28 protein-coding genes and 1 pseudogene are annotated in these 25,419 nt (G+C 61.5%); 10 read left to right on the forward strand and 19 right to left on the reverse strand.

All coding sequences use genetic code 11. The features are described from left to right. Positions 1 to 21 precede the first annotated feature (21 nt). Positions 22 to 927: a LysR family transcriptional regulator gene (locus tag K2O50_RS13295; protein ID WP_050705564.1), complete on the reverse strand. Its 906-nt coding sequence runs from the start codon at positions 925 to 927 to the stop codon at positions 22 to 24. Positions 928 to 1,039: 112 nt separating this feature from the next. After that, on the reverse strand, positions 1,040 to 1,975 hold the full coding sequence (locus K2O50_RS13300; RefSeq protein ID WP_050705565.1) for a cyclase family protein: 936 nt from the start codon (positions 1,973 to 1,975) through the stop codon (positions 1,040 to 1,042). A gap of 288 nt (positions 1,976 to 2,263) precedes the next feature. Between K2O50_RS13300 and K2O50_RS13305 the strand changes: the two genes are divergently transcribed. From K2O50_RS13305 to K2O50_RS13315, 3 genes are all read left to right on the forward strand, one after another. Further along, positions 2,264 to 3,397, forward strand: a complete 1,134-nt coding sequence (locus K2O50_RS13305; protein WP_220689808.1) for an aminotransferase class V-fold PLP-dependent enzyme — start codon at positions 2,264 to 2,266, stop codon at positions 3,395 to 3,397. Between the two features lie 22 nt (positions 3,398 to 3,419). Further along, positions 3,420 to 3,971 (forward strand): YdeI/OmpD-associated family protein, encoded by a 552-nt coding sequence (locus tag K2O50_RS13310; RefSeq protein ID WP_050705567.1) that lies wholly within the window; start codon positions 3,420 to 3,422, stop codon positions 3,969 to 3,971. Between the two features lie 209 nt (positions 3,972 to 4,180). After that, positions 4,181 to 4,462 (forward strand): hypothetical protein, encoded by a 282-nt coding sequence (locus tag K2O50_RS13315; RefSeq protein ID WP_052896486.1) that lies wholly within the window; start codon positions 4,181 to 4,183, stop codon positions 4,460 to 4,462. A 21-nt stretch (positions 4,463 to 4,483) separates the two neighbouring features. Here K2O50_RS13315 and K2O50_RS13320 read toward each other — a convergent pair. The 3 genes and pseudogenes from K2O50_RS13320 to K2O50_RS13330 form a co-directional block, all read right to left on the reverse strand. Then, positions 4,484 to 4,686 (reverse strand): annotated as a pseudogene (locus K2O50_RS13320) (tyrosine-type recombinase/integrase); the annotation flags it as partial. A 119-nt stretch (positions 4,687 to 4,805) separates the two neighbouring features. Beyond that, positions 4,806 to 5,366 carry a hypothetical protein gene (locus tag K2O50_RS13325; protein WP_050705570.1) on the reverse strand — a complete coding sequence of 187 codons (561 nt, stop codon included), beginning with the start codon at positions 5,364 to 5,366 and terminating at the stop codon, positions 4,806 to 4,808. Between the two features lie 38 nt (positions 5,367 to 5,404). Continuing rightward, positions 5,405 to 5,764 (reverse strand): hypothetical protein, encoded by a 360-nt coding sequence (locus tag K2O50_RS13330; RefSeq protein ID WP_050705571.1) that lies wholly within the window; start codon positions 5,762 to 5,764, stop codon positions 5,405 to 5,407. A gap of 443 nt (positions 5,765 to 6,207) precedes the next feature. Here K2O50_RS13330 and K2O50_RS13335 point away from each other — a divergent pair, with 443 nt between their 5' ends. After that, positions 6,208 to 6,444: a hypothetical protein gene (locus K2O50_RS13335; protein WP_028688843.1), complete on the forward strand. Its 237-nt coding sequence runs from the start codon at positions 6,208 to 6,210 to the stop codon at positions 6,442 to 6,444. 76 nt (positions 6,445 to 6,520) lie between these two features. Next, positions 6,521 to 6,829, forward strand: coding sequence for a DUF3077 domain-containing protein (locus tag K2O50_RS13340; RefSeq protein WP_050705784.1), 309 nt, complete (start codon positions 6,521 to 6,523; stop codon positions 6,827 to 6,829). Between the two features lie 117 nt (positions 6,830 to 6,946). Here the strand turns inward: K2O50_RS13340 and K2O50_RS13345 are convergent, their stop codons facing one another. The 5 genes from K2O50_RS13345 to K2O50_RS13365 form a co-directional block, all read right to left on the reverse strand. Next, positions 6,947 to 7,258: a hypothetical protein gene (locus K2O50_RS13345; protein ID WP_050705783.1), complete on the reverse strand. Its 312-nt coding sequence runs from the start codon at positions 7,256 to 7,258 to the stop codon at positions 6,947 to 6,949. A 22-nt stretch (positions 7,259 to 7,280) separates the two neighbouring features. Continuing rightward, on the reverse strand, positions 7,281 to 8,216 hold the full coding sequence (locus K2O50_RS13350) for a hypothetical protein (RefSeq protein WP_050705782.1): 936 nt from the start codon (positions 8,214 to 8,216) through the stop codon (positions 7,281 to 7,283). 286 nt (positions 8,217 to 8,502) lie between these two features. Beyond that, positions 8,503 to 9,153 (reverse strand): hypothetical protein, encoded by a 651-nt coding sequence (locus K2O50_RS13355; RefSeq protein WP_050705781.1) that lies wholly within the window; start codon positions 9,151 to 9,153, stop codon positions 8,503 to 8,505. Positions 9,154 to 9,350: 197 nt separating this feature from the next. Beyond that, a complete protein-coding gene (locus K2O50_RS13360; protein ID WP_050705780.1) occupies positions 9,351 to 10,715 on the reverse strand; it encodes an RNA-directed DNA polymerase in 1,365 nt (454 codons plus the stop codon). Beyond that, positions 10,712 to 11,314 carry an SLATT domain-containing protein gene (locus tag K2O50_RS13365; RefSeq protein WP_256205994.1) on the reverse strand — a complete coding sequence of 201 codons (603 nt, stop codon included), beginning with the start codon at positions 11,312 to 11,314 and terminating at the stop codon, positions 10,712 to 10,714. The genes K2O50_RS13360 and K2O50_RS13365 overlap by 4 nt, the downstream gene beginning before the upstream one ends. 782 nt (positions 11,315 to 12,096) lie before the next feature. Between K2O50_RS13365 and K2O50_RS13370 the strand changes: the two genes are divergently transcribed. The 4 genes from K2O50_RS13370 to K2O50_RS13385 all read left to right on the forward strand — a co-directional run bounded on the left by K2O50_RS13370 (position 12,097) and on the right by K2O50_RS13385 (position 13,884). After that, on the forward strand, positions 12,097 to 12,333 hold the full coding sequence (locus K2O50_RS13370; protein WP_028688843.1) for a hypothetical protein: 237 nt from the start codon (positions 12,097 to 12,099) through the stop codon (positions 12,331 to 12,333). 76 nt (positions 12,334 to 12,409) lie between these two features. Next, the gene (locus tag K2O50_RS13375; RefSeq protein WP_050705778.1) at positions 12,410 to 12,718 is read left to right on the forward strand and encodes a DUF3077 domain-containing protein; all 309 of its coding nucleotides are present in this window, start codon (positions 12,410 to 12,412) and stop codon (positions 12,716 to 12,718) included. 194 nt (positions 12,719 to 12,912) lie between these two features. After that, complete coding sequence (locus K2O50_RS13380) at positions 12,913 to 13,476, forward strand: hypothetical protein (RefSeq protein WP_050705777.1); 564 nt, start codon at positions 12,913 to 12,915, stop codon at positions 13,474 to 13,476. Between the two features lie 24 nt (positions 13,477 to 13,500). Beyond that, positions 13,501 to 13,884 (forward strand): hypothetical protein, encoded by a 384-nt coding sequence (locus tag K2O50_RS13385; protein WP_050705776.1) that lies wholly within the window; start codon positions 13,501 to 13,503, stop codon positions 13,882 to 13,884. Positions 13,885 to 14,024: 140 nt separating this feature from the next. On the opposite strand, the gene K2O50_RS13390 is transcribed toward K2O50_RS13385, so the two are convergent. Continuing rightward, positions 14,025 to 14,762 (reverse strand): hypothetical protein, encoded by a 738-nt coding sequence (locus tag K2O50_RS13390; RefSeq protein ID WP_050705775.1) that lies wholly within the window; start codon positions 14,760 to 14,762, stop codon positions 14,025 to 14,027. 280 nt (positions 14,763 to 15,042) lie between these two features. Here K2O50_RS13390 and K2O50_RS13395 point away from each other — a divergent pair, with 280 nt between their 5' ends. Further along, positions 15,043 to 16,650, forward strand: coding sequence for a methyl-accepting chemotaxis protein (locus tag K2O50_RS13395; protein WP_050705774.1), 1,608 nt, complete (start codon positions 15,043 to 15,045; stop codon positions 16,648 to 16,650). Positions 16,651 to 16,799: 149 nt separating this feature from the next. Here the strand turns inward: K2O50_RS13395 and K2O50_RS13400 are convergent, their stop codons facing one another. The 8 genes from K2O50_RS13400 to K2O50_RS13435 all read right to left on the reverse strand — a co-directional run bounded on the left by K2O50_RS13400 (position 16,800) and on the right by K2O50_RS13435 (position 25,417). Continuing rightward, a complete protein-coding gene (locus K2O50_RS13400; RefSeq protein WP_050705773.1) occupies positions 16,800 to 17,075 on the reverse strand; it encodes a type II toxin-antitoxin system RelE/ParE family toxin in 276 nt (91 codons plus the stop codon). Next, positions 17,075 to 17,347, reverse strand: coding sequence for a CopG family ribbon-helix-helix protein (locus tag K2O50_RS13405; protein WP_050705772.1), 273 nt, complete (start codon positions 17,345 to 17,347; stop codon positions 17,075 to 17,077). The genes K2O50_RS13400 and K2O50_RS13405 overlap by 1 nt, the downstream gene beginning before the upstream one ends. Positions 17,348 to 17,558: 211 nt before the next feature. Beyond that, complete coding sequence (locus K2O50_RS13410) at positions 17,559 to 19,796, reverse strand: TonB-dependent siderophore receptor (protein WP_050705771.1); 2,238 nt, start codon at positions 19,794 to 19,796, stop codon at positions 17,559 to 17,561. 237 nt (positions 19,797 to 20,033) lie between these two features. Further along, positions 20,034 to 20,996, reverse strand: a complete 963-nt coding sequence (locus K2O50_RS13415; RefSeq protein WP_050705770.1) for a siderophore ABC transporter substrate-binding protein — start codon at positions 20,994 to 20,996, stop codon at positions 20,034 to 20,036. Then, positions 20,993 to 21,775 carry an ABC transporter ATP-binding protein gene (locus K2O50_RS13420; protein ID WP_050705769.1) on the reverse strand — a complete coding sequence of 261 codons (783 nt, stop codon included), beginning with the start codon at positions 21,773 to 21,775 and terminating at the stop codon, positions 20,993 to 20,995. Before K2O50_RS13420 ends, K2O50_RS13415 begins: the two co-directional genes overlap by 4 nt. Further along, on the reverse strand, positions 21,772 to 22,707 hold the full coding sequence (locus tag K2O50_RS13425; protein WP_050705788.1) for an iron chelate uptake ABC transporter family permease subunit: 936 nt from the start codon (positions 22,705 to 22,707) through the stop codon (positions 21,772 to 21,774). Before K2O50_RS13425 ends, K2O50_RS13420 begins: the two co-directional genes overlap by 4 nt. Continuing rightward, positions 22,707 to 23,597 carry an ABC transporter permease gene (locus K2O50_RS13430; RefSeq protein WP_256205996.1) on the reverse strand — a complete coding sequence of 297 codons (891 nt, stop codon included), beginning with the start codon at positions 23,595 to 23,597 and terminating at the stop codon, positions 22,707 to 22,709. Before K2O50_RS13430 ends, K2O50_RS13425 begins: the two co-directional genes overlap by 1 nt. A 50-nt stretch (positions 23,598 to 23,647) precedes the next feature. Then, positions 23,648 to 25,417: an ABC transporter ATP-binding protein gene (locus tag K2O50_RS13435; protein WP_050705767.1), complete on the reverse strand. Its 1,770-nt coding sequence runs from the start codon at positions 25,415 to 25,417 to the stop codon at positions 23,648 to 23,650. Between the last annotated feature and the right edge of the window lie 2 nt (positions 25,418 to 25,419).

The raw sequence follows: 25,419 nt of genomic DNA on the forward strand, positions 1-25,419 counted from the left end.
TAGATTCGACTGAATTAAGACCTAGGAAGTCTGATCGGCCAGGGCCAGCACGCGCTCGCGGAATACCCCCACGATCGGCCGCAGGTCGACCTGGTGCCAGGCCGCCCACAATTGCACGCAGGGGCTGAACCACTCTAGCTTGCGCAGCACCACCGTGGGGCCGGCGCTGGCACTCAGGCTGCCCTGGACCATGGCCAGGCCGAGCCCGGCGGACACCAGGCCAAGCACGCTCAGCGGGTCGGTGGCCTCCAGCGACAGACGCGGGGTGAAGCCTGCGTCGGCGCAGCGGGCGATGAAATCATCGCGCTTGTTGAGCTGGTCGGGCTGCCCGCCGGTGATGATCCACTCCTGCTCATGCAGGTCGGCGGGACAGAGGTCGGTCTTGCCGGCCAGCGGGTGCTCGGCGGGGATGGCCAGTAGCATCGGGTCATCCAGCACCGGATGCGCCCGCAGGTCGGGGTCATTGTCGGGCGGTGGCTCGCAAACCAGGGCGATATCCAGGCTGCGCTGACGCAGGCCCTCGAACTGCTCGCTCGGGGTCATGTTGTACAGGGCGATATGAATATTCGGCCGTTCGCTGCGTATGGCCCGCACCGCGCCGGGCAGCACGCCGGCATGGATGGCATGGTTGACGTAGCCGATGCACAGCCCGCCTTCCTCGCCACGGCCCAGGCGCTTGCCCAGCGACTCCAGGCGCTCGGCGTGCTTGAGCAGGCCACGGGCCTCGGACAGGAAGGTGCGGCCATCGGCGGTCAGGAACAGGCGCTGGTTGCGCCGCTCGAACAAGGCCAAGCCGAGGTGGTCCTCGAGCTGGGCGATCTGCCTGCTCAAGGGGGATTGAGAGATATGAAGCTGCTCCGCCGCGCGGCCGACGTTTTCGCATTCGGCGACGGCGACGAAGTAGCGCAACTGACGTAGATCCTGCATGAGACCTCCAGGGGACAGCCCTGAGTTTTACTAGCGCAGCCCTCCGTTGGCTAGCCTGCATCAACGCAAATGCCCGCTGCAAGCAGCGGGCAGGGTACTCAAGGCCTGATGATCAGTGGATCGCCACCGGGTTGATGTTGACCTGGGTCGAACCCTTGTACAGCGGCTGGCCCAGCACGAACAGGAACTCGAAGGCCTTGTCGCGCACCAGGGCGCGGGTGTCGATCAGCTCCAGGTTGTAGATGCCGCGCTTGGCCAGCATGAACTGGTTGACCGGGAACTCCTCACCGGTAGGGTTCGGGTAGACCTCCGAGGCCCAGGTGTCGCCGCCGAAGGCGACGATGCCCTGGTCGGCCAGCCACTCGGCCGCCGGCAAGTCGATGCCTGGCTCGGTGGCGAGGAACTGCGCATTGTCCTTGCCAATCAGCTCCAGCCAGCCGGTGTTGAACAGCACCACGTCGCCCTTGCGCAGGGTGATGCCTTGCCGCTTTAGCACCGCCTTGATGTCGTTGACGGTGAACGACGTACCGCCCGGCACGATGGCCTTGCCGTAGTGCGCGGTCATGTCCAGCACCACGCCGCGGGTGACCATCGGCGGCACTTTTTCCACGCCGAGCTTGGTCACACCCTCGACGGTGACGAAGTCGGCGGCCTTGTTGCCGTTGTAGTAGACGTTGTCGATGCCGATATGGCCGATACCGTTGAGCTGGGTGCCGACGCCGGTCCAGCCGTTGACCAGCTCGTCGTTGAAGCTGAACTTGTTCTTGCCCAGGGTCTGGCCGGCCTGTTCGCCGGGCTGAATGTTGTAGAGGTGGAAGCTGCGGTGGCGGAAGGCGGGCAGGTCCTTGCCGACGGGGACGGCGAGGGGGTAGGTCTTGCCGGTCTTGACCAGGGTGATGGCTTGCTTGACCACCTCGGGAGTGAGGAGGTTGGCGGCACCGATTTCGTCGTTGGGGCCGTAGGGGGAGGATTGCCAGGTGGCGGCCAGGGTGGATTGGGCTGTGGTGGCCAGGGCTAGGCTGAGTAGTAGGGGTTTGAAATGGCGCAATTCTTGGGCTCCTGAACGGGAAGTGATGTCAGGGGCGGATTCTGGGTGGCGGTGGGGATGGGAAAAAGTGGTGGGTGGGACAAGGAGTTTTGCGTGTAGGGCAAGGAAGTAGACATCTCTGATGTTCATGCAGGGGAAGCTGTTGGGACTTCAACCAGTGGGCGTTTCCCTGATTTGAGTCAGGCAGAGGGCCAGGCTGACGATGCGGTGTGCCCGATGCATCTTGTCATTTGCAATAGCTTAGGGCAGGGTCGATGCCATGGACCTCTCTGCCAAAGGAACCGCACCATGTCGAAGATCTATCCCGGTATCGATCCCGAAGGGCTGGTCGAGTATTCGGTGGTCTACACGGATCGCTCGCTCAACCACATGTCCCAGTCGTTCCAAGGTGTGATGAAGAACATCTCAACCACTCTGAAACAGGTCTACAACGCCCAGGCGGTTGCGGTAGTTCCGGGCAGTGGCACGTTCGGCATGGAAGCGGTAGCTCGGCAGTTTGCCACCGGCCAGCAATGCCTGGTGATACGCAACGGCTGGTTCAGTTATCGCTGGAGCCAGATCCTCGAGATGGGCAACATCCCGGCGGCGACAACGGTGCTGAAAGCCCGGCCGGTCGAAGCGGGGCGCCAGGCTGCCTACGCCCCGGCCCCTCTGGACGAAGTGTTGGTGGCCATTGCGTCGCAGAAACCGCAGATTGTCTTCGCCCCCCACGTTGAAACCTCATCAGGGATCATCCTGCCTGATGAGTACCTGCGGGCCGTGGGCGACGCCGTGCATGCGGTGGGTGGCCTGTTCGTGCTGGACTGCATCGCCTCAGGCGCGATCTGGGTTGATATGCATAAATGCGCGGTCGACCTGCTGATCAGCGCACCGCAGAAAGGCTGGAGTGCCTCACCTTGCTGCGCCCTGGTGATGCTGAGTGCTTTGGCCCTGGAGCGCATCGAATCAACGCAAAGCACCAGCTTCGCCTGCGACTTGAAGAAGTGGCTTCAGATCATGCAGGCCTATGAGCAGGGCGGCCACGCCTACCATGCGACCATGCCCAGCGATGCCCTCGCGCGGTTCAACGAAGTGATGAAAGAGACACAGGCCTACGGTTTCGACAAGGTCTGCGACGAACAACAGGCCCTGGGTGACCGGGTGCGCGCAATGATGACCCGCAAAGGTATCAAGAGCGTGGCTGCGGCAGGCTTTCAGGCACCAGGAGTGGTGGTGATCTACACCGATGATGCCGATATCAAGAGTGGTAAGAAGTTTGTCAGCCACGGCCTGCAGATTGCTGCCGGCGTGCCGTTGCAATGCGACGAGCCGGCCGACTTCCAGACCTTCCGCATCGGCCTGTTCGGGCTTGAAAAGCTGCACAATATCGAGCGTACGGTCAGCACCCTTGAGCAGGCGCTGGACGAGGTGATGGTTAACTAGGCGCTCGGTGGGAGAACTTGCAATGACAACAGACGATGCGAGGTCCCGATTCGAAGCCAAGCTTCTTCGTCCGTTAAAGCCCGGTGACGACAGGTCGTGGGCGTTTGCAGTTCTTCCAAGGGACGCGAGTGAACGGCTTCCGCGGCGGGGAAGGACGTCCGTTGACGGCACGATCAATGGGCATCCTTTCCGGGCAACCCTGGAACCTGATGGTCAGCTGAGCCATTGGCTGAAGGTCAGTAGCGATTTACTCGACGCGGCGGGTGTGGCTGTTGGAGATATCGTTACCCTCGAACTCGTCCCTGTGCAGAAGGAGCCCGAGCCTGATATCCCAGCGGATTTCGAGAAAGCCCTGGCAAGCACACCTGAGGCTCAAAAGGTTTGGAACAGTACGACGACCCTTGCGCGGGTGGACTGGATTCACTGGATTACTTCAGCGAAGCAACTCAAGACGCGTGAAAAACGAATAGGTGATGCCTGCGATATGCTTGCGACTGGCAAGAAGCAGGTTTGCTGTTTCGACTCGTCCGGCTACTACAGCAAAGCATTTCGGGCGCCCGAGGCAGAAGATTGACCTTAGACTGGCAATGCACAGTAGGGCACACAGCGCTGGCAGTAGCTGCGCACGGTATTGGCTGCGGTGAATGCCTTAAAGCACAGGAAATTGTCCAACTTGGTAGACCTCAAGCACTGAGCGGAGCATGTGCCGTGGATATCAAGTGTGCTGGCGGGTCATACTGGTGATGGCGTGGCCCCAACTTCTGTTAACCCGAGGATCGATCCATGACCGACGCTGCACAATCCGCCTTACTACCCACTGTGATATTCCCCCGCAAGATGTCCACAGCCTGGTGTGCGATGGCCTTCGAGGAGCTGGAAGACGCCCTGTCGTTGATGGATCCGGGCATCAATGAACTGAACCCAAAGCAGCGGTACTTGTGGGAGCGTTACAAGGTCATGACCCGCCAGTTTGCCCACGACATGCTGTTGGCCGAAGGTAATTCCGAAGAAATCGACCGGCGCTTGGGGCTGGAGCGCAGTGACTATCTGCCGCAGGCTGAGTGAGGCTGAGCCCGCCGCCACGCGTCAATATTGGACCTTGTAGGCGGGCGGACTTCCGTACGTTCACCCCGCCGATCGTACAGGCGGGTCGTGCTGATATTGACGTGACCCAGCCAGGCCTGGACCTTGGCGATATCGGCCCTGTGCTCGAGCGCGGTGGTCGCCGCCGTGGCGCGCACCCCATGCACGCCCAGGCCGTCGACCGCGATGCCAGTGGCCTTGGCCCAGCCGCGGCGCTGCGTCGGCCAAAGGCGCATAAGTCATCAAGGTTGTCGCGGTAGGCGTGACGGGCGCGCGGGTTGTCGATATTGGCGAACCACTCCGCCGCCGCCGGCGTCCAGGGTAATCAGTTCTCCTGGCATGGGCCGTACTCCGCTTCCAAGCGCGCCTTGATCACCGGCCACTCCGGCGAGGCCATCAGCGCGCGGATCTGGCGTTTGTGCTCAGGTTCGGGCACCAAATGCTGCCAGCGCCGTTGCTCGGTGTCCTGCTCGGCGGTGCGGATATCAGGGGTCACCTCGACGCCGGCAGCGGCGAAGCGCTGGCGTACCGTGCTCCAGAACCCGAACGCGGTACCGACTTCCTGCAAGGGTGTCAGCGGCACCTGGTACTGGCAGCACAATCGCCACAGCGCGGCTTGGCCGAGGCCTTGCAGGCGCTGCGCAGGGTTGATCTGGATGTGGCAGACATAGAGGCGGTCCGCGAGGGGGCTCTGGCCATATCGGACGTGGCCAGCGGGTTGGCCCTGGAAGACGAGCACGGCGGTGATGGTCGGCCCCGGGTAAAAGAAATTACCGGGCACGGCCTCATGACGTTCGGTCACCAGCTGCAGGCCGCTGGCCTGCCTATCGAGCTGGGCGGCTTGGCGGCGCTGATAGAAGTCGCGCAGGGGGTCAAACAGGGCCATGGCCGGTTCCTGGTCAACAGTGGTGGGCAGGGTAGCGGTCATCCGGGAATCCGGCTGACGTACTGCGTAGGAGAGATCATGTCATAACCGAACCGCGCCACGGCCAGGTACCACATCTGACCCTTGCCCTGGTACTTATTCGAGCCGGTGACTTGGTTGCACTCGAGGCCGGCCCTGGTTCGGTAGACGATGAAATCGCCACGGCGGATCTCCCGGGCGGGCACCCGCTCGACTGTGTAGGTGTGGCCTTTGTGGTCGTCCATGTCGACATGCACCGATAGCTGGCAGGTACGGCAGGTCCAAGTGCGGTCATCAAGGTCGGTGGGGTGGTCGGGGGTGGTGTGACCGGTGGGGCAGATGTAGGTCGTATCGTGAACAATTTCGACGCGAAATGTCATGCGGGCCGTCCAGGGTCAATTAGTTCGATAACGTATTTTATCGGTCTATGCCTTTGCCGGACAGGCAAATAACGGGGCACTGAAAAACCAGCGGCCCGCGCATGGCCGAAATGGGTTGGACTGAGTCTTTATATGTGCTCCGAATCGGACATTCCCTCTTCTCTGTAGTCCATTTCCGAAACATACTCCCAGCGCCTTACAGCCCATTGCAGCAGCCCAATCAGCCATCTAGTCTCGCCAAGTCGCCGCAAAAATCGACGACACGGTTTTGACAGACCGTCCTCTGATATACGGATCATGCGCAACGCTCTATGGCGGCTGTGCGTGGGGCACTTCGGTGCGCCGAGTTCCGATATCCTCGGTCTGTCAACCCACGTACCGCTGCCACCCATTTGTTTGACAGCAGAGATGTGGTAGCTCCAGTCAGATATCGGAGCTTTATCATGTTAAAGATCGTCCCCGATCCACCGCTACACGACAAATACACCACCCACACCCTCGAAGACCTCCTGGTCCAGATCTCCGAATACCTCGTCTGTGCTCTGACCGTCAGCCAGCAGACTGTCCTGCTCCACGCCAAACCGCCAGGCCAAGTCCTGACCCTCGCCGCCATGCACGAAATCGACAGCGCCCGCACCCTGGTGGAAGTGGCGCTGAGTCGAGTGCAGTCCCGGCATTGACCTGGGGAGCCTGGGCTCGAACTTGATGTTCACCGATCAGGCCCCGCGCCGTTCACGGGGCCGCAGGAGGAATGGTATGGATAAGGAGTTGCAAACCCCGCGCATCAGGAAGCTCGCCACCACCGGCGTCGGGCATTTCGGCGAGGCTGGAGAGGAGGGCGGTCAAGACCCGCTGTTCCGTGTTGTAGCGGGCCACTCGATGGAACATGCAGTTGAGCAGGCGACTGTGCTGATGTGTGCGGTACACAAGATCAGCGATCTGGCGATGGCGGAGACGGATCATCTGCCTACGCTGCTGACGGCGGTGCATTACCTCAGTGGCATGGCCAAGGCGCTGGCCCAGGATGTGAATCATGGGTTGATGGTTGACCGGAGGGTTGAGTAGGAATGCGCTGGCCGCTCTGGCTGGCGCCAGCCTGGAGAGCGGCCTGGCTGCAAAGGTAATGCCTGTTCTTGGCCTGCATGAGAACCTGACATTGCCTGACCCCAACATCTCCTTGAGCTATCGTTCGTAGGTCTCACCACCAGTGCTGATCTTGTAAATGGTTTCCGAATACGGCAAGCGCGCAATGATGGTAGTAGCATTCACTACTGCTGCCATGGCTGTCCCCCTGCAAAGCAGACTTACGTAACCTTGGATTCGAACGCACATGGCATCAGCACTATCAATGAAATTCGTCTTGTTGAGGCGGAGCATGATGACTGTTCTGCCTTCGGGCACCGCTCCAATTGGCGGTACGGCGAATATCGTAATCTGGGTGTATATGACCAAACACAGCAAGGCCATGCCCGCAACGATTAGAGCCTTCTTCATGATTGAGAGTCCTGTCTCGGATTCAGTCTATGCGCTTTACAATGCCGAACCGGCCTTCTTTAAAGTCGCTGGCACGGAGTACATCGGGGGCAGCTTGGTCGCAGCTGTAGGTCGAGTAGCTCACAGGTGGGTTACCAAATCGATCCGAGCTACGATCCGCGCAACCTGAAGATGAGGCAACGATGTACAACGGCTTGGTAATCGCCTCATTGGGGACTTGGAGCCCCATAGAGAATCTGATACTCGCCTTGTGAGCGAAGTCATTCGCGTCGTCGTGGTAATTACCCAGAAACGTTGCATAGCTGCTCCAGCTGACGAATTCGAAACCCATGACGCCGAGTCGTTTGAGCTCGCCACCGTTTGATGCGTAAACGACCAAAGGCGCCAGCCGAGGGTCTTTGCTCTTGGATGAGTACGTGACCTTTGCAGTGATGTACCTGGAGCCACGCTCGGCAGATCGGTACTCATACTGATCACCGTAATCGTTGAAGCTCCATTGGTCGGTTATCTGAGCAGATTGGAGTGATACAGAGCTGTCGTCCGCTGTGAATGAGCCTTTGACCGAGATCGCTTTCATCCCGAGCGCCGCAAGTCGACGCGCCTCTTGTTCTTTAGCCTCACGCTCCTTGACCATCTTCTGCAGGAAGCCGTCTCCGATTACTGCTTCAGCGGAGTCAGGGTAGCGGGAAGTCAACGACGCCAAGGCGGCTCTAGTTGCCGCTTCGTCACCACTTTCGGAGGCCTTTCTTACCTGAGCCAGCAATACGGGCGGAGTCTCTTTGAGCATCGTATTTTCCTGCTCAAGCTGCGCGATCCTGTCTTTGGCAGCGGTAACCTCTGCCTGCAGGGATTTGATGTCCGAGCGGAGGCTTTCGGCTTGCTTCTTATACACCTCACCATCCTCTCCACACCCCGCAAGCGAAAGAGCCAAGCAGGTGACTAGCAAGTCCTTTTTCAAGACGCACTCCTTTTGAGTCATTAGCCCCAATAGAGAAGATAGCAATCTGCCGTCACATTTGCATCGCCGGAGTGGGTGCCCAACGCTAGTTCGTGGGCAGCCATGCAAAGCTAAACGAAGTTACGCTTCGAGGAGACTATATTGGGACTACCAAACCAGAGGTTTCTGCTGTGTTGACCATATGCTACTCGTGACGGTGACGGGAGAGACGACACAGGCCGAAGTTAGAATCACAGCCGATCTGGTCAACTCGTACGGCTGAATGGTCGTTCCAGCCTAAGGCCATTCAGTCTTCGTCATACCAGCGCGCAAGCTTCTCCACTTCAGAAAGGGCTGCATTCAGGCTCGCGCGGGTGACGTGGACGTTCGGTTCCATAAGCCAGCTCCGGCCGTGGCGCTCTAGCAGGTCGTTCTCATACTCACTGATGAACAAGGGATTGGGGTGCTTACTCAGTGTGTCCTTGGAGTGCTTGGCATTAGGGGATATGAGGCCGGCGGAGTGCTGGCTGGCATTGCGAGCCAGCACGACCTGCTCGAGTATTTTGAAATCTGCGGGGCATGAGTTCCAATTGACCCCCTGCGCGGCAAAGCAAGTTCGATATCCTTGAATGAAGCCGTTTTTGAACGACTTCGCCCCGTAGGATGCTTGACAGTCCAGCCCCGCCAGCCGCTCAATCGTGACGAAGTATGCTTTTAACGCCTCGGAAAGCATCGACACGCTAGTCTGCCCAACGATTTCGGCTCCTGCCTGCGTCTGGAGCCATTCGTCCAGGAAAGCAGGTGACGTATCCATGGTATCCGGATCGAACTCCGGCGGTACGTAGGGTGCTTCTTCCTCCTCAATCTTGCGCATGGTTTCCAGAAACGGTGCGCTAGCGACATCAAAATAGTTGCTGATGAACGCCATGCGTTGGCGAAGGAAATAGGCTACGTTCATGTTTACTCTCCGAAGTACGTCAAAAGAACAACCCAGGTGTTGAACTCGATCAAGGTAGTCTTCCTTCAATTAGGTGCTTCGAGTTGCCGCAACTCAGCTCCTGCCTATCTTCAGGTGGTAAGCATACGGACAAGTCACTTTCCCAAACGTGTGGTGCCCTTGCGAGGGCATAATGCACAGATTGGGTATGAGGCCTATCAAGAGCGCTGGGCAATATCCTCTTCAAGCTCCCGCACGGCCTTGCTCACCTTGATCGCAAACAGCCGTTCCACCTGATCATCGCGAAGAGTGGCAACGTCATCACCTATCCAAAGCGCTAACACCTTCCGTTTATCCGCGATGCTGTGATCATCCAGGTTTGGAATGTAGGCGTGATTGCCGGCTCTTCCGCGCTTGAGCTCGTAGAAGGTCTTGATCAGGGACTTGAGCTTGATTCTTCCTTCCAGCGAGGAGCGTTTGGTCAAATTGCGTATCGTGTGATTGACCGACCGTAACTGGGCAGTCGATGTGATCTGGGAAAAGTAGGATGCCCAGCCTCGTCGTTTCCCTTCGAAGAAGCATCCGGTGATCCGCAGATTCACCTTCCATTCGCAATACGCGCGGGCGCGCTCCATATCCTTGGGCGACTTAGCGGTTGCGACCTTGTGCCGGTATGCCGTGAAGATATTGGCGATGGAGGATTCGAAACGGAGGATGCTTTCTCGCCGGATGATGACATGGCCACCTTCGATCTGGTAACCCAAGAAACTGAACGGGTCGGTCAGGGGGGCGTACTTCGATTTCGAGTCCGGGCCGAAATCGTGTGGGTGCAGCTCCATCCTTTGCAGTTCAGTGATCAGCTCTTTGGCCACTGGTTCGGAATGCCCGGCTGGTGTCAGGAGCAGAATGTCGTCCACGTAGCGCTTGTACCAGATCCCTGGCCTGCCACTGAACGCCAAGTCGATCTCCTGCAGTGCGATCTCCGCGAGCAGGTTTGAAATGGCAAGGCCTTGGGGCACTCCGATGGTCAAGTTGGGCGTGTCCTTTCTGCCTCTTGATACAGACACAGTCGGCGTGGTGATTGCCGAAGTTATCAGGTGCTTGAGCTCAGGCTTGCGAATCTTCTTTCGAATAGCGGTATCGATCAGGGTGTGGGGGATCGAGGGGTAGAAGCTCTTCAGGTCGATCTTGGCATACTCGGCATAAGCACGGGATGCGAGCGCAGTTTTCAGATCTTCAATAACAACCTGAGGCAATGAAAGCTTGGCCGTCGGGTAAACTTCCACGAGGCATTCACACAAGGCGCGCAACACGATTCGATCCCGCGCAGTCGGAATCGAGATCTGTCGGGGAAGCGAAGTCGCTCCCTTGAGAATCAGCTTTTCCTTGTAGGCAGTGAATCGATATTTCCCCTGCTTAACCTTTTTGACGATCAGTTCAAGCTCATCAGTCAGCCTAGAATCGAGCTTGGACGGGCGAGTGCGATCAAGCCCAATAGCACCGGATTTCTTGATCTTATCCGTGTAAATGCCAAGTAGTTGTTTGCGGGCAAAATATTTCTTGAAGCTACGGGCGGCACTCATTTCCCTACCCAGGCGTATGCGGCTGCTGCAAGGGGAAGGGCGTACAGGGCGACGGTAATAACTAGGCGCGCACCGAGCCAGGAAATAGCGTAGCAGCTCTCGAACGCAGTAGGGGTTCGACTGGTCAAGCCCGTCGAAAATACCCGGGCGATTCGATCATCGATCTCTCTGTGATTCTCTGACTCCGCGAGCAACTCATCATACTGCTGCGTCTGAGTGAGAGTAGGTTCGGTGTTCGGGGCAAGCTCACGGTACAGCCCCTGCAGCTGGAGGTAGTTTTTGCGCATGGCCATGGCCCGTACCCGGAAATCCCGGTTTGTAACGGCAAGCGATACGCCGAGGAGCGCAACAGAAAGTACGGTGGCCAGTACGTCGGTGTCAGGGCCGAGGATGTGTTCATAGCGGATAGCCAGGACACCCAGAACGGTGCTGAGAATTGCGTACCAGACCAGAAGCATCTGTGAGTGAAAGTCTAGCCACTCCAGGCGATTATGGGCCTGAATACGAGCTTTGTAGGTGAACCAGACACTGTCCTTCACAGATACTTCTCCATTGAATTTGGGAGAAGAGGCAAGCGGGTTTGAGTCATCTTTGAACATCCCCGAGGGGATCGGTGGGTATAAGCCCAACAGCAGAAGCTGTTAATTATCAGAGCCGCCCTCGAATGAACGAGAGGAGGTACCTGCCTCTTCAGCGCTGATCTTACAATGCCATCACGTGCCAGGGAAGGTACGTTTTGCAGGCTCAGGTTGATGGCAACGGGTATTGGCCAAGGCAGCGTTGGTAACTCTAGGTGGTGAGAGAGGACGTCTACGATCAATATGATGTCATTTGGCCGCTACGGCGATGAGTGCTGGTAGTATATATCCAAATACTGAATGTTACTGTATTTATATACAGTCTCATAATGACGATTATGTGCTCTTACCAACGTCGGGCCTATGCCTGGCGTTGGTTCTCTGTTGTGCATCCCGAAGGCATGGGCATGCTCGATTTTCTGGGCGAGTCGTTGGTCAGGGAATGCGCAACTTGGAATGTGTATGGTCAAAAAGGGCTGGACTGAGTCTTCACATGGGCTCTGAATCGGATTTTCCCTCTTCTCTGTAGTCCGTTTCCGAAACATACTTCCACCGCCTTACAGCCCATTGCAGCAGCCCTATCAGCCATCTAGTCTCGCCAAGTCGCTACCAAACCCGCGACACGGCTTTGACAGGCCGTAGCTGATAGAAGGATTGCACGTTGTCGCTTATGGCGGCTGTACGTGGGGCACCTCGTGTGCGCCGGGTTCCTTCATCCTCGGTCTGTCAACCCACGTACCGCTGCCACCATTCTGTTTGACAGCAGGATCTTGGCGGTTCAATCCCGATGAAGGAGTGTAACCATGCTAAAGATCGTTCCTGACCCACCGCTACACGACAAATACACCACCCACACCCTCGAAGACCTCCTGGTCCAGATCTCTGAATACCTCGTCTGCGCCCTGACCGTCAGCCAGCAGACTGTCCTGCTGCACGCCAAACCGCCAGGCCAAGTCCTGACCCTCGCCGCCATGCACGAAATCGACAGCGCCCGCACCCTGGTGGAGGTAGCGCTGAGTCGCGTGCAATCCCGACATTGACCTGGCGAGCCTGGGCTCGCACTTGATGTTCACCGATCAGGCCCCGCGCCGTTCGCGGGGCCGCAGGAGGAATGGTATGGATAAGGAATTGCAAACCCCGCGCATCAGCAAGCTGGCAACCACTGGCGTCGGGCATTTTGGCGAGGCCGGAGAGGAGGGCGGCCAAGACCCGCTGTTCCGTGTTGTGGCCGGCCATTCGATGGACCATGCAGTTGAGCAGGCAACCGTGCTGATGTGTGCAGTGCACAAGATCAGTGATCTCGCCATGGCGGAGACGGATCATTTGCCGACGTTGCTGACGGCGGTGCATTACCTCAGTGGCATGGCCAAGGCGTTGGCTCAGGATGTGAATCATGGGTTGATGGTTGGCCGGAGGGTTGAGTAGGAATGCGGTGGCCGCTTTGGTTGGTGTCAGTCTGTTAGACCCGGGGCCGCTTTGCGGCCATCGCCGGCAAGCCGGCTCCCACACCGCACGCATGCGTTATCAGCTGTGTATAGGACGGATGTACTAGATAGCCCTTTGCCTTATGTTCAGGCGAGAAACTATCGCCTCGAAGAATAGGCAAAGGACTGGCCCCCATGACCGCTTTCAAGAAGCAGCTCCTGCCTGTCGCCTTACTGTTTAATGTCTTCGCTGCCCAGGCGAGCGATGTGCAGATGGGCGACTTTTGGGTAGTCCACTACCAAGGCGGCTTAGGCAAGAACCAGGTGTTTGTCGCGGACGGCGACCCCAATAACATCTTCAATCGCCCAGGTGGCGCGAAATCATTGGGCGTCTACCAGTTCTACGAAGAGCCTGGCAAACCCACATTCACTGCCTACGATGTCGAAATCGACTGTGCGAAGAACCGCGTGCGCATCACGGGTGCACAGGATTTTCGAAGCGTTTTCAATGAGCTGCGAAACGCGAAGTATTCCAATCAATGGCAGAGCAAACCTGACACCTGGTTGGCGCAAAGCCGCGACTTCCTGTGCAAGCCGACCGACCGCCAGGCCCGGAAAATGGAGCGCCTGGGGGTAATGCCTGCATCGCAAATAGCCAAGGCAGGGCCGCAGCTGTTCGAAATATTGAACCGCGAGGCCGCCAAGGCGGCGATCATGCAGAAGATCGACGAAGGGTTCGCACAGATGTCTGCCAAGTAAAGCGGCCTTCAGGGAGAAGACCTTATGAACCGATTGTTCGCATTGGGCCTGTTGGCCACATTGCTCAGTGGCTGCTCATCGCTGGAAGCCAGCAGTGCCTGGAAAGATCGTCCGGTGGGCGAGCTGATCGATTTCTTCGGGGTGCCAAGGCAGATCATGGTGGTGCCGGAAGAAGATCTGGTGGTGCTCAGGTATGTGCGTGACAGCAGCTATGTCACGCGTGAAGCCGCGGGCACTTACACGGGACCACAGAACGGGCAGCTTGTGCACACGGAATACTGGGAAGATGTGCAGCACTCAGGCAGTTGTCAGATCGATGTGTTCGTCAACAGAGCGCGATTAGTGCAGAAGGTGCGAACGAAGGGGCGCTGCGCAGTTGTGGAGATTGCGCCGGCGGCTCGAGCGTGATCTGGAACACAGGTGATCGACTCAGGAGGTCACCTCCCATAATACGTCATTTAACATAATATACATTATGCGTATGTTCGTATTGAGCCTCACGCCCAGAGGGAGGCCAGATTCCAGCCTCCATCAAAGCCCCATCCAGCTCACTGGAACGTCAATTCCTTCGGCACCTCATACCGACTGCCGTCATAATCCAGATTGAACGTCTTCGTCGTCGAACTGCTCTCGATCTCCTCACAGTCATCAACACCTTTCACAACGCTCTGACTTCCGGTCGTGATCTCGGTAACCCGCAACCTGCTGAAACCATCCTTGCCAGGTTTGCCAATCGCCAGAGTCCGCTTTGTCTCGCCGAACTCACCAGCGCAGGAACCATCCCATTCACCGTTGCCCTTGCTTACAACCAGGCCTCCCATGATCTGGCGCAATTGCGAGCCGTCGTTCACGTAAAGACTCAGGGTCTCGCTACTGAACGGATTGACCCGTGACGAGCCGGTATGGCTAATACGCACGCCAAATGCCCGCTGCCCAGGCGCAACCTGATACCGCGCCGTGTCCAACGTCAGGCCTGAAAACTGCACCGCGTCGGAGACTATCGCAGCCTCCTGGTAACTGCGAGCAATGATCTTGCCGCTGGCGGCTTCGGCCACCAGTACCTCCAGACCGTAATCGCCTTGCCCGTACTCATCGACATTCATCATCACGGGCAAGGCTGCCAATACCTGATTGGCGTCTGCGGGATTGACCTTGCATACCGCAAACTCGCTGGCGAGCTTCAAGGTTGGATGCAGGTTCTGGGCCCAGGTTTGCAGGTGCTGCGTGCAGTCGCCCCAGGCGATCATGGGGGCAAACAACAACGGTATTACGGTGAGTCCACGCATGGATATATCTCATTCCTTTGATGGTTTTTTCAGGGTATGTGAACTGGTGGCAAACTTCACATGATCGGCAGGCTCCTGCAACACGTCTGTGTGCCATGCCCGACCATCAATAACCAATAATTATAACTCAACTAAATGAATATTTAGTTGAGTTATATATGAGTTCTTGGAACAGCGTCATGACCCTACGCTCTACCCTCCTCCATGGCCCTTTCCCAACCAGCGAAATACCTCCAGCCATCTATGCTCAGCAGACCTACCCCACGGAGCCTGTTCGAAAATGGACATTCGCCAGAAAACCATCGGGTTCGGTCTTGTCAGCATCCTCGCCGCCCTGTTGCTCGGCGGCAGCGGCCTGCTCGCCGAGCATGACCAGAACCAGGCACTCAAGCGCAGCGAGGCCAGCATGGCCGCCCTGCGCAATCATATGGAAGGCGACATGATGCACGACGCGCTGCGCGCCGATGTGCTGGCCGCCCTGCTGGTCAAGCCGGGCGATACGGACACCGCCAACCAGGTGCTGGCCGACCTCGACGAGCACGCCAAGTGGTTCCGCAGTGTCGTGCAAAGCAATCTCGAACTACCCCTGGACGCTGATCTGCACCAGGCCATCAGCGATCTGGGGCCGTTGCTGGAGCAGTACATCGCCAGCGCCACCTCGATCATCCAGCTGGCATTGAAATCCCCCGAGCAGGCCCAGACGCAGTTGCCGGCCTTCGTCGCGGCGTTCAAGGAGCTGGAGCAGCGCAACAGCACCCTCAGCGACCTGATCGCCGGCAATGCCGACAAGAGCCGCGAGCAGAGCACCGCCACCCTGCACCAGGGCATCGCCGTGCTGGTCGGCGGGATGATCCTGGCCACCCTGGTCCTGGCGCTGTGCACTTTCCTGTTGCTGCGCTCGATCCTGCGTCCCCTGAGCCAGACCATGGCGGTGGCCGAACGCATCGCCCAAGGCGACCTCACCACCCAGATCAAGGTCCATGACCGCGACGAGACCGGGCACCTGCTGCGCTCGCTGGCCGACATGCGCGACAGCCTGGGCAACATGATCAAGGCCATCCACGAGGAAAACCTGCTGCTGCGCGAGGTGGCCGACGAACTGGGCCAGGCCTCCAGCAGCCTGGTGGAACGCACCAGCCAGCAGTCCGACAGCGCCGTGAGCATGGCCTCGGCCACCGAGCAGATGATCGCCAACCTGGCGCAGATCGCCGAGCACGCCCGGGATGCGCAGTCCATCTCCGGCCAGTCCGAGCGCCTGGCCAGCGACGGCGGCGAGGTCATCCTCAGCGTGGTCGGCGGCATGCAGGGGATCGACGAGGCGGTCAACCGCTCCTCCGAAACCATCACCGTGCTGGGCCAGAGTTCCGAGGAGATCTACTCGATCATCCAGGTGATCAACACCATCGCCGAGCAGACCAACCTGCTGGCCCTTAACGCGGCCATTGAGGCGGCCCGCGCCGGCGACGCCGGGCGCGGCTTCGCCGTGGTGGCCGACGAGGTGCGCGGCCTGGCCGGGCGCACGGCGCAGTCGACCCGGGAAATCGCCGACATGATCGAGCGCATCCGCCACAGCACCGGCAATGCCGTGGACAGCATGCAGACCGGCGTCACCCGGGTACGCGCCGGGGTGGAACTGGCCACCCAGGCTGGCGCGTCGATCCAGCAGATTCGTGAAGGGGCGCGGCGCGCGGCTTCAGTGGTCGAGGAGATCTCGCAGACCATCGGCGAGCAGACGAAGGCCAGCCAGGAGGTGGCGCAGCAGGTCGAGCTGATTGCCCGCATGTCGCGGGACAGTACCGACACCACGCGGCAACTGGCGTCGGCGGCGCAGCGCCTGGGCGAGATTGCCCAGGGCATGCAGGCGAGTGTGTCGCGGTTTAGGGTGTGAGGGGGCTGCCTGCTCTTGGTTCAACACATAACTTGTTGATTTAGTATGGACCTGTGGGAGCGGCTTCAGCCGCAAACACCGGCGAAGCCGGTGCCATCCACCGCGTTGCTTGCTTCGCGGGTAAACCCGCTCCCACAGGGTGCGTAGGGCTACCGATCCTCACGGGTGTGCCAGAGCCGCAGCAGGAAGAGCGTGGAGTCCGCTATCTCGTAACGCATCTCATAGTGGCCGATCTGGATCCGGCGCACATCCCGTGGTTCGAACTCTTCCAGGCGTTCACCGATACGCGGATTGGCCAAGAGCATGGAGGCAGCGCCGGTGAGCTGCTGGACGGTTCTCACGGCAGCCGGTTTATTGACCGCCGCAAGAAACTCATACAGTCGGGCAATATCAGAGAGCGCCTTGCTGGTCCACTTCAAGTCCATCAGCGGGGTACAGGTAATGGCGTGTCCGTGCCGAGGCTATCGGCCCAGGCCTGAACGGCCTGATGGTCGATCACACGGTTGGCATCAACATCGGCCAAGGCCTCGCGAGTCAGCCGACTGCGCTCCTCTTCCTGGTCTATCCAGGCAATCAGGGCCTGCTTGACGATCCAGTTCTTCGAGCGCTCCAGGCGTTCGGCCAGCAAATCGACTTTCTCGGCGAGTTGCACCGGTACGTGAGCCGTGACAGAGCGGGTTTTGATGGTGGTCGCCATGATGGGCGCTCCTCACTTGCTTGGCTGAAAGCGAGCCTGCTGGGGATGAGCACCTTTTACGGTGATCTGAGCAGTCTTTCAGCGGTTCGATTGAAAATTAATCATAGTGAATAGTTATCCTGCGTCAAGGGGCTGCAGAGCCTGGCACCGGCTGCGTGGTGATTGCGGTGCAAGTCGCACCGCCCCTCCCACGCAGCCAGCGCGGGTTTGCCTAGAAGTCCACCGAGGTAGAGAACAACAACGACCGCGGCGTCCCCAGCCCACCGGACAGGCCACTGCCATCGCCGCCATTCCACGAACCGATCCAGTAGGCCTTGTTGGCCACGTTCTGCACGGTGGCGCGCAAGGTCACCGGCTTGTCCGAGATCTTCAGGCTGTAGCGGGCACCCAGGTCGAAGATGGTGTAGGACGGCAGCGACAGGTTGTTGGCATCGGTGGCGTAGCGCCGCCCGGCATAGTTGGCGTTGCCGGTCAGGGTCAGGCCGGGAAGCTCACGCAGGTCGTACTCAACGCCGAGCTTGGCCAGCACCTTGGGCACGCCGGTGGCCTGGTTGCCCTCGTTTGCCTTGCGGATCGATTTCGTCAGCTCGGCCTTGGTGTAGGACGCACCGCCCAGCAGGCGCAGCCCCGGCTCGAGCTCGCCGAAGAACGACCATTCCAGGCCACGGTTGCGCTGCTCGCCGTACACGCCGTAGATCTGCGTGACCGGGTCGGTGTAGGCGCTTGGCTTCTTCACCTGGTAGACACTGACCGTGTGCGCGAAGGTGCCCAGGTCGAGCTTGGCGCCCAGTTCGTACTGCTTGGTCTGGTACGGCGCCATGATCGCACCCGCGTTTCGCGCGTTGTCCGGGGCGATGCCGCCCTGGCTCAGGCCTTCGATGTAGTTGCCGTACAGCGACAGCTCGTCGGTGACCTTGACCAGCAGGGCCGTGGCCGGCGATACCCGGCTTTCATCGTAGGCCTTGGAGGTGCGCTGGTGGTTACCGTCGTAGTTCGACGCCCGCACGTTCTGGTGGCGTGCACCGACGGTCCACTGCACCTTGTCATCGAGGAATGACAGAGTATCGAGCAAGGCTTCGCTGCTCAGCCGGGCGCGCATGCGCGAGGTGACATTGCCGTATGCGCCGATCTCCGGGCGCGGGCCGTAGTCCAGATCGTAGTAGTTGGTGAGGATGCGCGTCGGTAGGCGCTTGTCCTTGAAGCTGTTCTCGGAGTCGTAGCGGGTGGCCGCCAGCGACCAGGCGTGGTCCACGGGACCGGTGGCGAAACGCCCGCGCAGACCGACTTCACCGGACTTCTGCTCGCCGTCGCGGGCCGAGCGGATCGGCGTGGCGGAGATGTCGCCGGCATCGTTGAGCAGCATGCCGCTGGTCATCAGGGCGTTGTAGCCCCCTTCCCTGTGGCCCCAGCCGGCGAATGCGGTGAGCGAGTCGTTGAGGTCGTACTCGCCGCGCAGCACCACGGTGTCGGTGTCGTTGACGGTATAGGCCCACTCCGGGGCCAGCGAATGATCGCCCTTCTTGGCCTTGGGCAGGTGAGTCACCCCAGGGCTGATCGAAGAGATGCCGAAATAGTTGACCCCGTCCATGCGCTCGCGCTGGTGGTAGTAGTCCAGCGACGCCCTCGCCCGCTCGCCGCGCCAGTCCAGGGCCAGCGACGACAGCTGCATGCGGTGCTGCTGGTCGTCCACGGGGGTGTCGCCGTCGCGGTAGACGCCGTTGAAGCGCACGCCGAACTGCTTCTGGTCACCGAAGCGGCGGCCGATATCGGCATGCATGCCGGCCAGGCCATCGGACTCGTACGAGGCGGTCAGCCGGGCCAGGGGCTCGTCGCCGGCACGCTTGGGCACGATGTTGATGCTGCCGCCGACGCTGCCGTCAGGCGGCATGCCGTTGAGCAGCGCCGATGGGCCCTTGAGCACTTCGATGCGCTCGGCAAGCTCGGTGGAGCCGCGCATGTTCGGCGCCATGCTCGGCAGGCCATTGAAGGTGATGTCGTTGCCGGTGCTGTAGAGGCCTCGGATGAAGAAGGTCTCGAAGATGCCGCGCTTGCTCGGCACATAGACCGACGGATCGGTGGCGCCGATCACCGAGCCGATGTCCTGGGCCTGGCGGTTCTCGATGTATTCCTTGGTGTAGCTGATGGCGTTGAACGGTGTTTCGCTGAAGTCCTTGTTGCCCATCAGCCCGAGCCGGCTGCCCGAGCCGACCTGGCCACCGGCATATTCCGCTGGCGGAGCGCCGAGGGCGTCGCGGGTGTCCTGTACCAGGGTTTCCGGCAGGGTCAGGCCCTCTTCCTTCACATCGGGGGTCTGTTGCTGCGCCGAGGAAGTGGGGCGTGGCGGTTGCGCGAAGGCGTTGCCGGCGATGGCGGCCATGCCCAGCAGCACGGCCATGCGCAAGGCCCTGCGAGGCAGGTTCGGGGCCTGGGGATGTTGCAGTGGAGACATGAGGGATTCCTTTCGGGACGCAATGGTAATGTTTCTCATTAGTCATTCCGTACGAGTCGGCGAATCCCTCAACAGAAATTACAGTCATTTGGCCACTATCCGTGTAGGAGCGGCCTTGTGCCGCGAAAGGGCTGCATGGCAGCCCCAGGGTTTTAGCGTTGACATAAAGATCGCCGGGGCCGCTTTGCGGCCCTTTCGCGGCACAAGGCCGCTCCTACAGGGGGGCAAATGACAGACTTAGCCCTGATACCCCTTCACCACCTCGTCCGCCACCCGCTCCAGACAGGTCACGCTGGCCGTGCACAGGTACCAGGTCTGCGGGTCGACGAACACCACATGGCCGTTCTTCCACGCCTTGGTCTGGCGAAGCAGCGGGTTGTCCAGGGTCTCGCGGTCCAGCGCGGCCCGGCGCTCCATCACCGCGGTGCGGTCGATCACGTAGAGGATGTCCGGGTCGGCCTGGTGAATGAACTCGTTGGAAATCGGCTGCCCGTGCAATCCGGCCTGCATGTCGTCACTGGCCGGCTTGACCCCGAGGGTGTCGAAGATGAAACCGTAGCGCGAGCGCACGCCGTAGGCGGTGAACGCGCCGTTGTTGTGCAGCACCACCAGCGCCTTCTCCGGGCGCCCGTCGGTCACCTGACGCACCTGGGCCACCTTGGCGTCGATGCGCGCGGCGGTTTCCCGGGCCCGCTCTTCCTTGCCGAGGATCCGCCCGACGGTCAACAGGTGCTGCTTGGCGGTCTCGATGACGTTGCCCTGGCGGTTGTCCATGTCGATGTCGTAGTGCACCGTCGGCGCGATCTGGCTCAGTTCCTGGTAGCTCTGCGCCTGCAGCGGCGAGATCAGGATCAGGTCGGGCTTGAGCGCATGCAGGCGCTCGAGGTTGGGCTGGATGGTGGTGCCGACATCGGCCACCTTGGGGTCGTCGCGGTACTTGACCAGGAAGCCCGCCACGTAGTCCTTGGCGATGCCGACCACCGGCGCGCCGAGCTGGTCGAGGGTGTCCAGCTCGCTCATGTCGAAGGCCACCACGCGCTGCGGCTGGTGTTCGACCAGCGTGGTGCCCAGGGCGTGCTCGACCTTCACCGGGGCGTAGTCGGCGCTGGCGGCGCGCGCCTGGGCCGGCGGGGCCTGGTCGCAGCCGGGCAGCGCGGCCGCCACGGCGGCGGCCAGCAGTATCTTGCAGATTCCGTTCATACCAGCTCTCTCGATAGTGATGGGTTGAAGTAGTTGCAGACGAAACCGTGCGCGCTGGGCAGGATCTCGAAGGCCAGGCCGAACAGCGCGCGCAGGTTGGCCTGGGTGACCACCTCGGCGACCGGCCCGTGGCTGTGCACGGCGCCGCCCTTCATGGCGACGATGTGGTCGGAATAGTTGGCGGCGAAGTTGATGTCGTGTACCACCAGGATCACCGTGCGCCCCTGCTCGTCGCAGAGCCTGCGGATCGCCTGCATGATCTGCACCGCGTGCTTCATGTCGAGGTTGTTCAGCGGCTCGTCGAGCAGCAGCAGATCGGTGCGCTGGGCGATGGTCATGGCCAGGAAGGCCATTTGCCGCTGGCCGCCGCTGAGCTCGTCGAGGTAAGCCCCGCGCAGAGGCTGCAGCCCGAGGAAATCCAGCGACTCGTCGATCACCTGCTGGTCGTCGGCGGTCAGCAGGCCGCGGCTGTACGGGAAGCGGCCGAAGGCGACCAGTTCCTCGACAGTCAGGCGCAGGTTGAAGTCCAGCACCTGGCGCAGGGTGGCCACGCGGCGGGCGTAATCGGCGATGGCGATGCGGCCGATGTCCTGGCCGTCGAGCAGGATCCGCCCGCGGCTGGCCGGTAGCAGCCGGGCGATGCACATCAGCAAGGTGCTCTTGCCGGCGCCGTTGGGGCCGATCAGCGAGGTGACCTGGCCTGCGGGAAACGCCAGGCTCACGTCGTCGAGCACGGTCTTGTCGCCGTAGGCCTTGTGCAGGTGTTCGAGGGTGATCATGGGGTGCCTCGGGTGCGGACCATCAGCGCGAGGAAATACGCGCCGCACACCAGGTTGACGAGGATGCTGACGCTGGTCCGGTAGTTGAACAGGTGCTCGACCAGCAACTGGGCGAGCAGGAACATGCCGATGGCCACGGCGCAGGCCAGTGGCAGGGTGACCTGGTGCCGGGCGCTGCGCGCCAGGGCGTAGGCGATGTTGGCGACGAACACGCCCATGAACGCGGTCGGCCCCACCAGGCTGGTGGACACCGCCACCAGCACGGCGATCAGCGCCATCTGCAGGCGCAGGCAGCGGCCATGGTCCAGGCCCAGGGCGATGGCCTGGTCGCGCCCCAGCGCCAGCACGTCGAGCACCCGCGTGCCGCGCGCCACCAGCAGCGCAACCGCCGCCACCAGCAGGCCCGAGTACAGCACCTGGGTCGGCTGGGCGCGGTTGAAGCTGGTGTAGCCCAGGCTCTGCAGGATGGAGAACTCCCCCGGGCTGGTCTTGAGCTGGATGAACTGGGTGAAGGTGCCCAGCACCATGGTCAGCACCAGGCCCAGCAGCAATAGGCGGTAGACATCACCCCGCCCCTCGCGCAGCAGCCAGCGCTGCAGCAGCCACGAGTAGCCGAGCATCAGCGCGATCGACAGCAGCGCGTTGCCCTGGGCGCCCAGCAGCGCCACGCTGGCGGTGCCCAGCCACAGCACCAGCAGGGCCTGGAACAGCAGGTAGATGCCTTCGTAGCCCATGATCGCCGGGGTCAGCACGCGGTTGCCGGCCAGGGTCTGGAAGATCACCGAGGACAAGGCGATGCACACCCCTGCCACGACGATCGCGCCCAGGCGCACCAGGCGCTTGGGGATCACGTAGCTGAAGTCCAGGCCCGAGCCCAGCAACAGGAACGCCAGCGCCAGGGCCGGCAGCAACAACCAGGCGGCGCGGCGCATCATTTGCACTTCCACAGGATCAGCAACAGGAACAGCACGCCGCCGACACTGCCGGCGGTCAGGCCAATGGGTACCTCATAGGGATGGATCAGCAGCCGGCCGAGGATGTCGCAGGCCAGCAGCAGCGCCGCGCCGCACATGGCGACGATGGGCAGGGTGCGCTTGAGGTTCTCGCCGTAGCGCAGCGCCACCAGGTTCGGCACCACCAGGCCGACGAAGGGGATCGCGCCCACGGTGATCACCGTGGCCGACACGGTCACCGCCACCAGCACCAGGCCGAGGATGGCGGTGGCCGCATAGTTGAGCCCGAGGCTGGTGGCCATGCCCTCGCCCATGCCGAGCACGGTGAAACGCTGGGCGTACAGGTAAGTGAGCACGACGATCGGCAGGATCAGGTAGATGATCTCGTAGTTGCCCTCGATCACCCGCGAGAAGTCGCCCAGCAGCCAGCCCTGCATGCTCTGCAGGATATTGTGGCGGTAGGCGTAGAATTCGGCGATGGCGCTGAGCAGGCTGCCGTACATCAGGCCGATCACCGGCACCAGCACCAGGTTGGTGAAGCGGATGCGGCGAATGATCGCCACATACACCAGGCTCGCCAGCAGGCAGAACACCAGGGCGAACAGCATGCGCCCGCTGGCGCCGGCCCCGGGCAGCACGGTCAGGGCCACCAGGATGCCCAGCTTGGCCGCGTCGAGCCCGCCGCAGGTGGCCGGCTCGACGAAGCGGTTGCGCACGATCTGCTGCAGGATCACCCCGCAGATCGACAGGCCGACACCGGTCAGCACCAGCGCCGCCAGGCGTGGCAGGCGGCTGGCGGTGAGGGTCAGCCAGGCATCGTCGGAAGCCGACAGCAAGGCCGACCAGGAAATCTGGCTGGCCCCGACCATCAGTGAAACGCCACACAGCAGCAACAACAGTGTTGGCAGCAGCACCCGAGTCAAGCGGTCACTCCATCACCCGCCGCCTCGCCGATGCGCCAGCCCTTGGCGGCCCGGCGCTGCTCGAGGAAGTGCGCGTACAGCCCACCCTCGGCGGCCAACTGGGCATGGGCGCCCTGCTCGCGGATACGCCCTTGGTCCAGCACCACGATCTGGTCGGCCATGGCCACCGTCGACAGTTGGTGGGCGATGACGATCAGCGTGCGCTTGCCGCGCAGCCGTGCCAGCGCCTCGGCGATGGCCGCCTGGTTCTCGGCGTCCAGCGCCGCGGTGGCCTCGTCGATCAGCAGGATCGGCGCGTCCTTGATCAGCGCCCGGGCGATCGAGATGCGCTGGCGTTCGCCGCCGGACAGCCGTGCACCGCCCTCGCCCACCGGCGTGTGCAAGCCTTCGGGCAGGCGTTCGAGGATCTCCTGCACCCCGGCCAGCCGCGCCGCCTCGAGCACCTCGGCCTCGCTGGCATCGGGTTTGCCGAGGCGGATGTTGTCGGCGATGCTGCCCTGGAACAGGTAGGCGTCCTGGAAGATCTGGCTGATCTGCCCGGCCAGCTGTTCGGCGGACATCTGCCGCACATCCGCACCGCCGACCTTGACCCGGCCCTGGGTGACATCGAAGAAGCGGGCGATCAGGCGCACCAGGGTGGTCTTGCCCGACCCTGACGCGCCGACCAGCGCGGTCATGCTGCCGGGCGCGATATCCAGGCTGACCTCGCGCAGTACTTCAGGTTGATCATCGCCGTAGCGGAAACCGACCTGCTCCAGCTGCACCGAACCATCGGCCGGCGCCTGCGGCGCGTTGGGTTCGGGCAGCGGCTCGACGGCCAGCAGCTCGGCCACCGCCTGCAACTGGCCACGGGTGCCGCGCAGCACCTCGCTGTAGCCGGCCACATCCAGCAACGGGTCGATGAAGCGGGTCGCCAGCACCAGCGCGACCAGGGTGGCGATCACCGCCGCACTGTCGAAGGCGGCACCGGCCTGCTCGCCGAGCCACAGCGTGGCGGTCACCAGCAAGGCGGCGAAGCTGGCCTGCACCGCCCAGACATTGAGCACCGACGACAGCGCCGAAAGCTGGATCAGCTTGCGCGCCGCCTGCTGTTGCTGGGCCACGGCCTGCTCCAGGAAGCGCGTCCCGCCCTGCTCGCCATTGAAGGCGCGCAGCACCGACTGCGCCTGGGCGAACTCGACCATGCGCTGGCTGGTCTGCGCGGTGTCACGCTGGTAGCGCTGGTCGGCGCGCTGGCCCAGGCGCATGGTCGCCAACATCACCAGGGCCAGCAGCGGCAGGCTGACCAGGGCCACCAGGCCCAGGCGCAGGTCGACCAGCATCAGCGCGACGAGGATCACCAGCGGCGTCACCACCCCGGTGAACAGCGGCGTGAACACATGGGCCGGTAGTTGGGCGATCTCCATCATGCCCTGGGTGGTGACGTGGCTCAGGCGCGCGGTGTTGGCGGCGCTGAACCAGCCCACCGGCAGCGTGCCGACATGCTCGCCCAGGCGCTGACGGCCACCGCGCAGCACCGCGATGCCGACGGCGATACCGGCCTTCTCCACCCGCCGGCGCAGGTACCAGCACACCACCACGCCCAGGGCCAGCAGGGCCAGCCACTGACCGGCGGCCTCCAGCTGGTTGCCCAGCAGGTGGCGCAGGATCGGCACCAGGGTGACGATGGTCAGCCCGCACAGCACGCCATACACCAGCGCCAGACGGATGTAGCGGCGCAGGAACACGGCATCGGCGCCGAGCAGTCGAACGAATATCCCCAACATGA

The organism is Pseudomonas sp. 2hn (assembly GCF_019646095.1).
GTDB lineage: Bacteria > Pseudomonadota > Gammaproteobacteria > Pseudomonadales > Pseudomonadaceae > Aquipseudomonas > Aquipseudomonas peradeniyensis.

Bases quoted from the DNA above. Each gene is read 5' to 3' on its own strand.
- K2O50_RS13380 (WP_050705777.1), top strand. From the start codon at position 12,913: ATGACCGCTTTCAAGAAGCAGCTCCTGCCTGTCGCCTTACTGTTTAAT.
- K2O50_RS13310 (WP_050705567.1), top strand. From the start codon at position 3,420: ATGACAACAGACGATGCGAGGTCCCGATTCGAAGCCAAGCTTCTTCGT.
- K2O50_RS13305 (WP_220689808.1), top strand. From the start codon at position 2,264: ATGTCGAAGATCTATCCCGGTATCGATCCCGAAGGGCTGGTCGAGTAT.
- K2O50_RS13355 (WP_050705781.1), bottom strand. From the start codon at position 9,153: ATGAACGTAGCCTATTTCCTTCGCCAACGCATGGCGTTCATCAGCAAC.
- K2O50_RS13390 (WP_050705775.1), bottom strand. From the start codon at position 14,762: ATGCGTGGACTCACCGTAATACCGTTGTTGTTTGCCCCCATGATCGCC.
- K2O50_RS13435 (WP_050705767.1), bottom strand. From the start codon at position 25,417: ATGTTGGGGATATTCGTTCGACTGCTCGGCGCCGATGCCGTGTTCCTG.
- K2O50_RS13340 (WP_050705784.1), top strand. From the start codon at position 6,521: ATGGATAAGGAGTTGCAAACCCCGCGCATCAGGAAGCTCGCCACCACC.
- K2O50_RS13335 (WP_028688843.1), top strand. From the start codon at position 6,208: ATGTTAAAGATCGTCCCCGATCCACCGCTACACGACAAATACACCACC.
- K2O50_RS13370 (WP_028688843.1), top strand. From the start codon at position 12,097: ATGCTAAAGATCGTTCCTGACCCACCGCTACACGACAAATACACCACC.
- K2O50_RS13405 (WP_050705772.1), bottom strand. From the start codon at position 17,347: ATGGCGACCACCATCAAAACCCGCTCTGTCACGGCTCACGTACCGGTG.
- K2O50_RS13415 (WP_050705770.1), bottom strand. From the start codon at position 20,996: ATGAACGGAATCTGCAAGATACTGCTGGCCGCCGCCGTGGCGGCCGCG.
- K2O50_RS13330 (WP_050705571.1), bottom strand. From the start codon at position 5,764: ATGACATTTCGCGTCGAAATTGTTCACGATACGACCTACATCTGCCCC.
- K2O50_RS13400 (WP_050705773.1), bottom strand. From the start codon at position 17,075: ATGGACTTGAAGTGGACCAGCAAGGCGCTCTCTGATATTGCCCGACTG.
- K2O50_RS13345 (WP_050705783.1), bottom strand. From the start codon at position 7,258: ATGAAGAAGGCTCTAATCGTTGCGGGCATGGCCTTGCTGTGTTTGGTC.
- K2O50_RS13325 (WP_050705570.1), bottom strand. From the start codon at position 5,366: ATGGCCCTGTTTGACCCCCTGCGCGACTTCTATCAGCGCCGCCAAGCC.
- K2O50_RS13315 (WP_052896486.1), top strand. From the start codon at position 4,181: ATGACCGACGCTGCACAATCCGCCTTACTACCCACTGTGATATTCCCC.
- K2O50_RS13360 (WP_050705780.1), bottom strand. From the start codon at position 10,715: ATGAGTGCCGCCCGTAGCTTCAAGAAATATTTTGCCCGCAAACAACTA.
- K2O50_RS13375 (WP_050705778.1), top strand. From the start codon at position 12,410: ATGGATAAGGAATTGCAAACCCCGCGCATCAGCAAGCTGGCAACCACT.
- K2O50_RS13425 (WP_050705788.1), bottom strand. From the start codon at position 22,707: ATGCGCCGCGCCGCCTGGTTGTTGCTGCCGGCCCTGGCGCTGGCGTTC.
- K2O50_RS13365 (WP_256205994.1), bottom strand. From the start codon at position 11,314: ATGTTCAAAGATGACTCAAACCCGCTTGCCTCTTCTCCCAAATTCAAT.
- K2O50_RS13410 (WP_050705771.1), bottom strand. From the start codon at position 19,796: ATGTCTCCACTGCAACATCCCCAGGCCCCGAACCTGCCTCGCAGGGCC.
- K2O50_RS13295 (WP_050705564.1), bottom strand. From the start codon at position 927: ATGCAGGATCTACGTCAGTTGCGCTACTTCGTCGCCGTCGCCGAATGC.
- K2O50_RS13420 (WP_050705769.1), bottom strand. From the start codon at position 21,775: ATGATCACCCTCGAACACCTGCACAAGGCCTACGGCGACAAGACCGTG.
- K2O50_RS13430 (WP_256205996.1), bottom strand. From the start codon at position 23,597: ATGGTCGGGGCCAGCCAGATTTCCTGGTCGGCCTTGCTGTCGGCTTCC.
- K2O50_RS13395 (WP_050705774.1), top strand. From the start codon at position 15,043: ATGGACATTCGCCAGAAAACCATCGGGTTCGGTCTTGTCAGCATCCTC.
- K2O50_RS13385 (WP_050705776.1), top strand. From the start codon at position 13,501: ATGAACCGATTGTTCGCATTGGGCCTGTTGGCCACATTGCTCAGTGGC.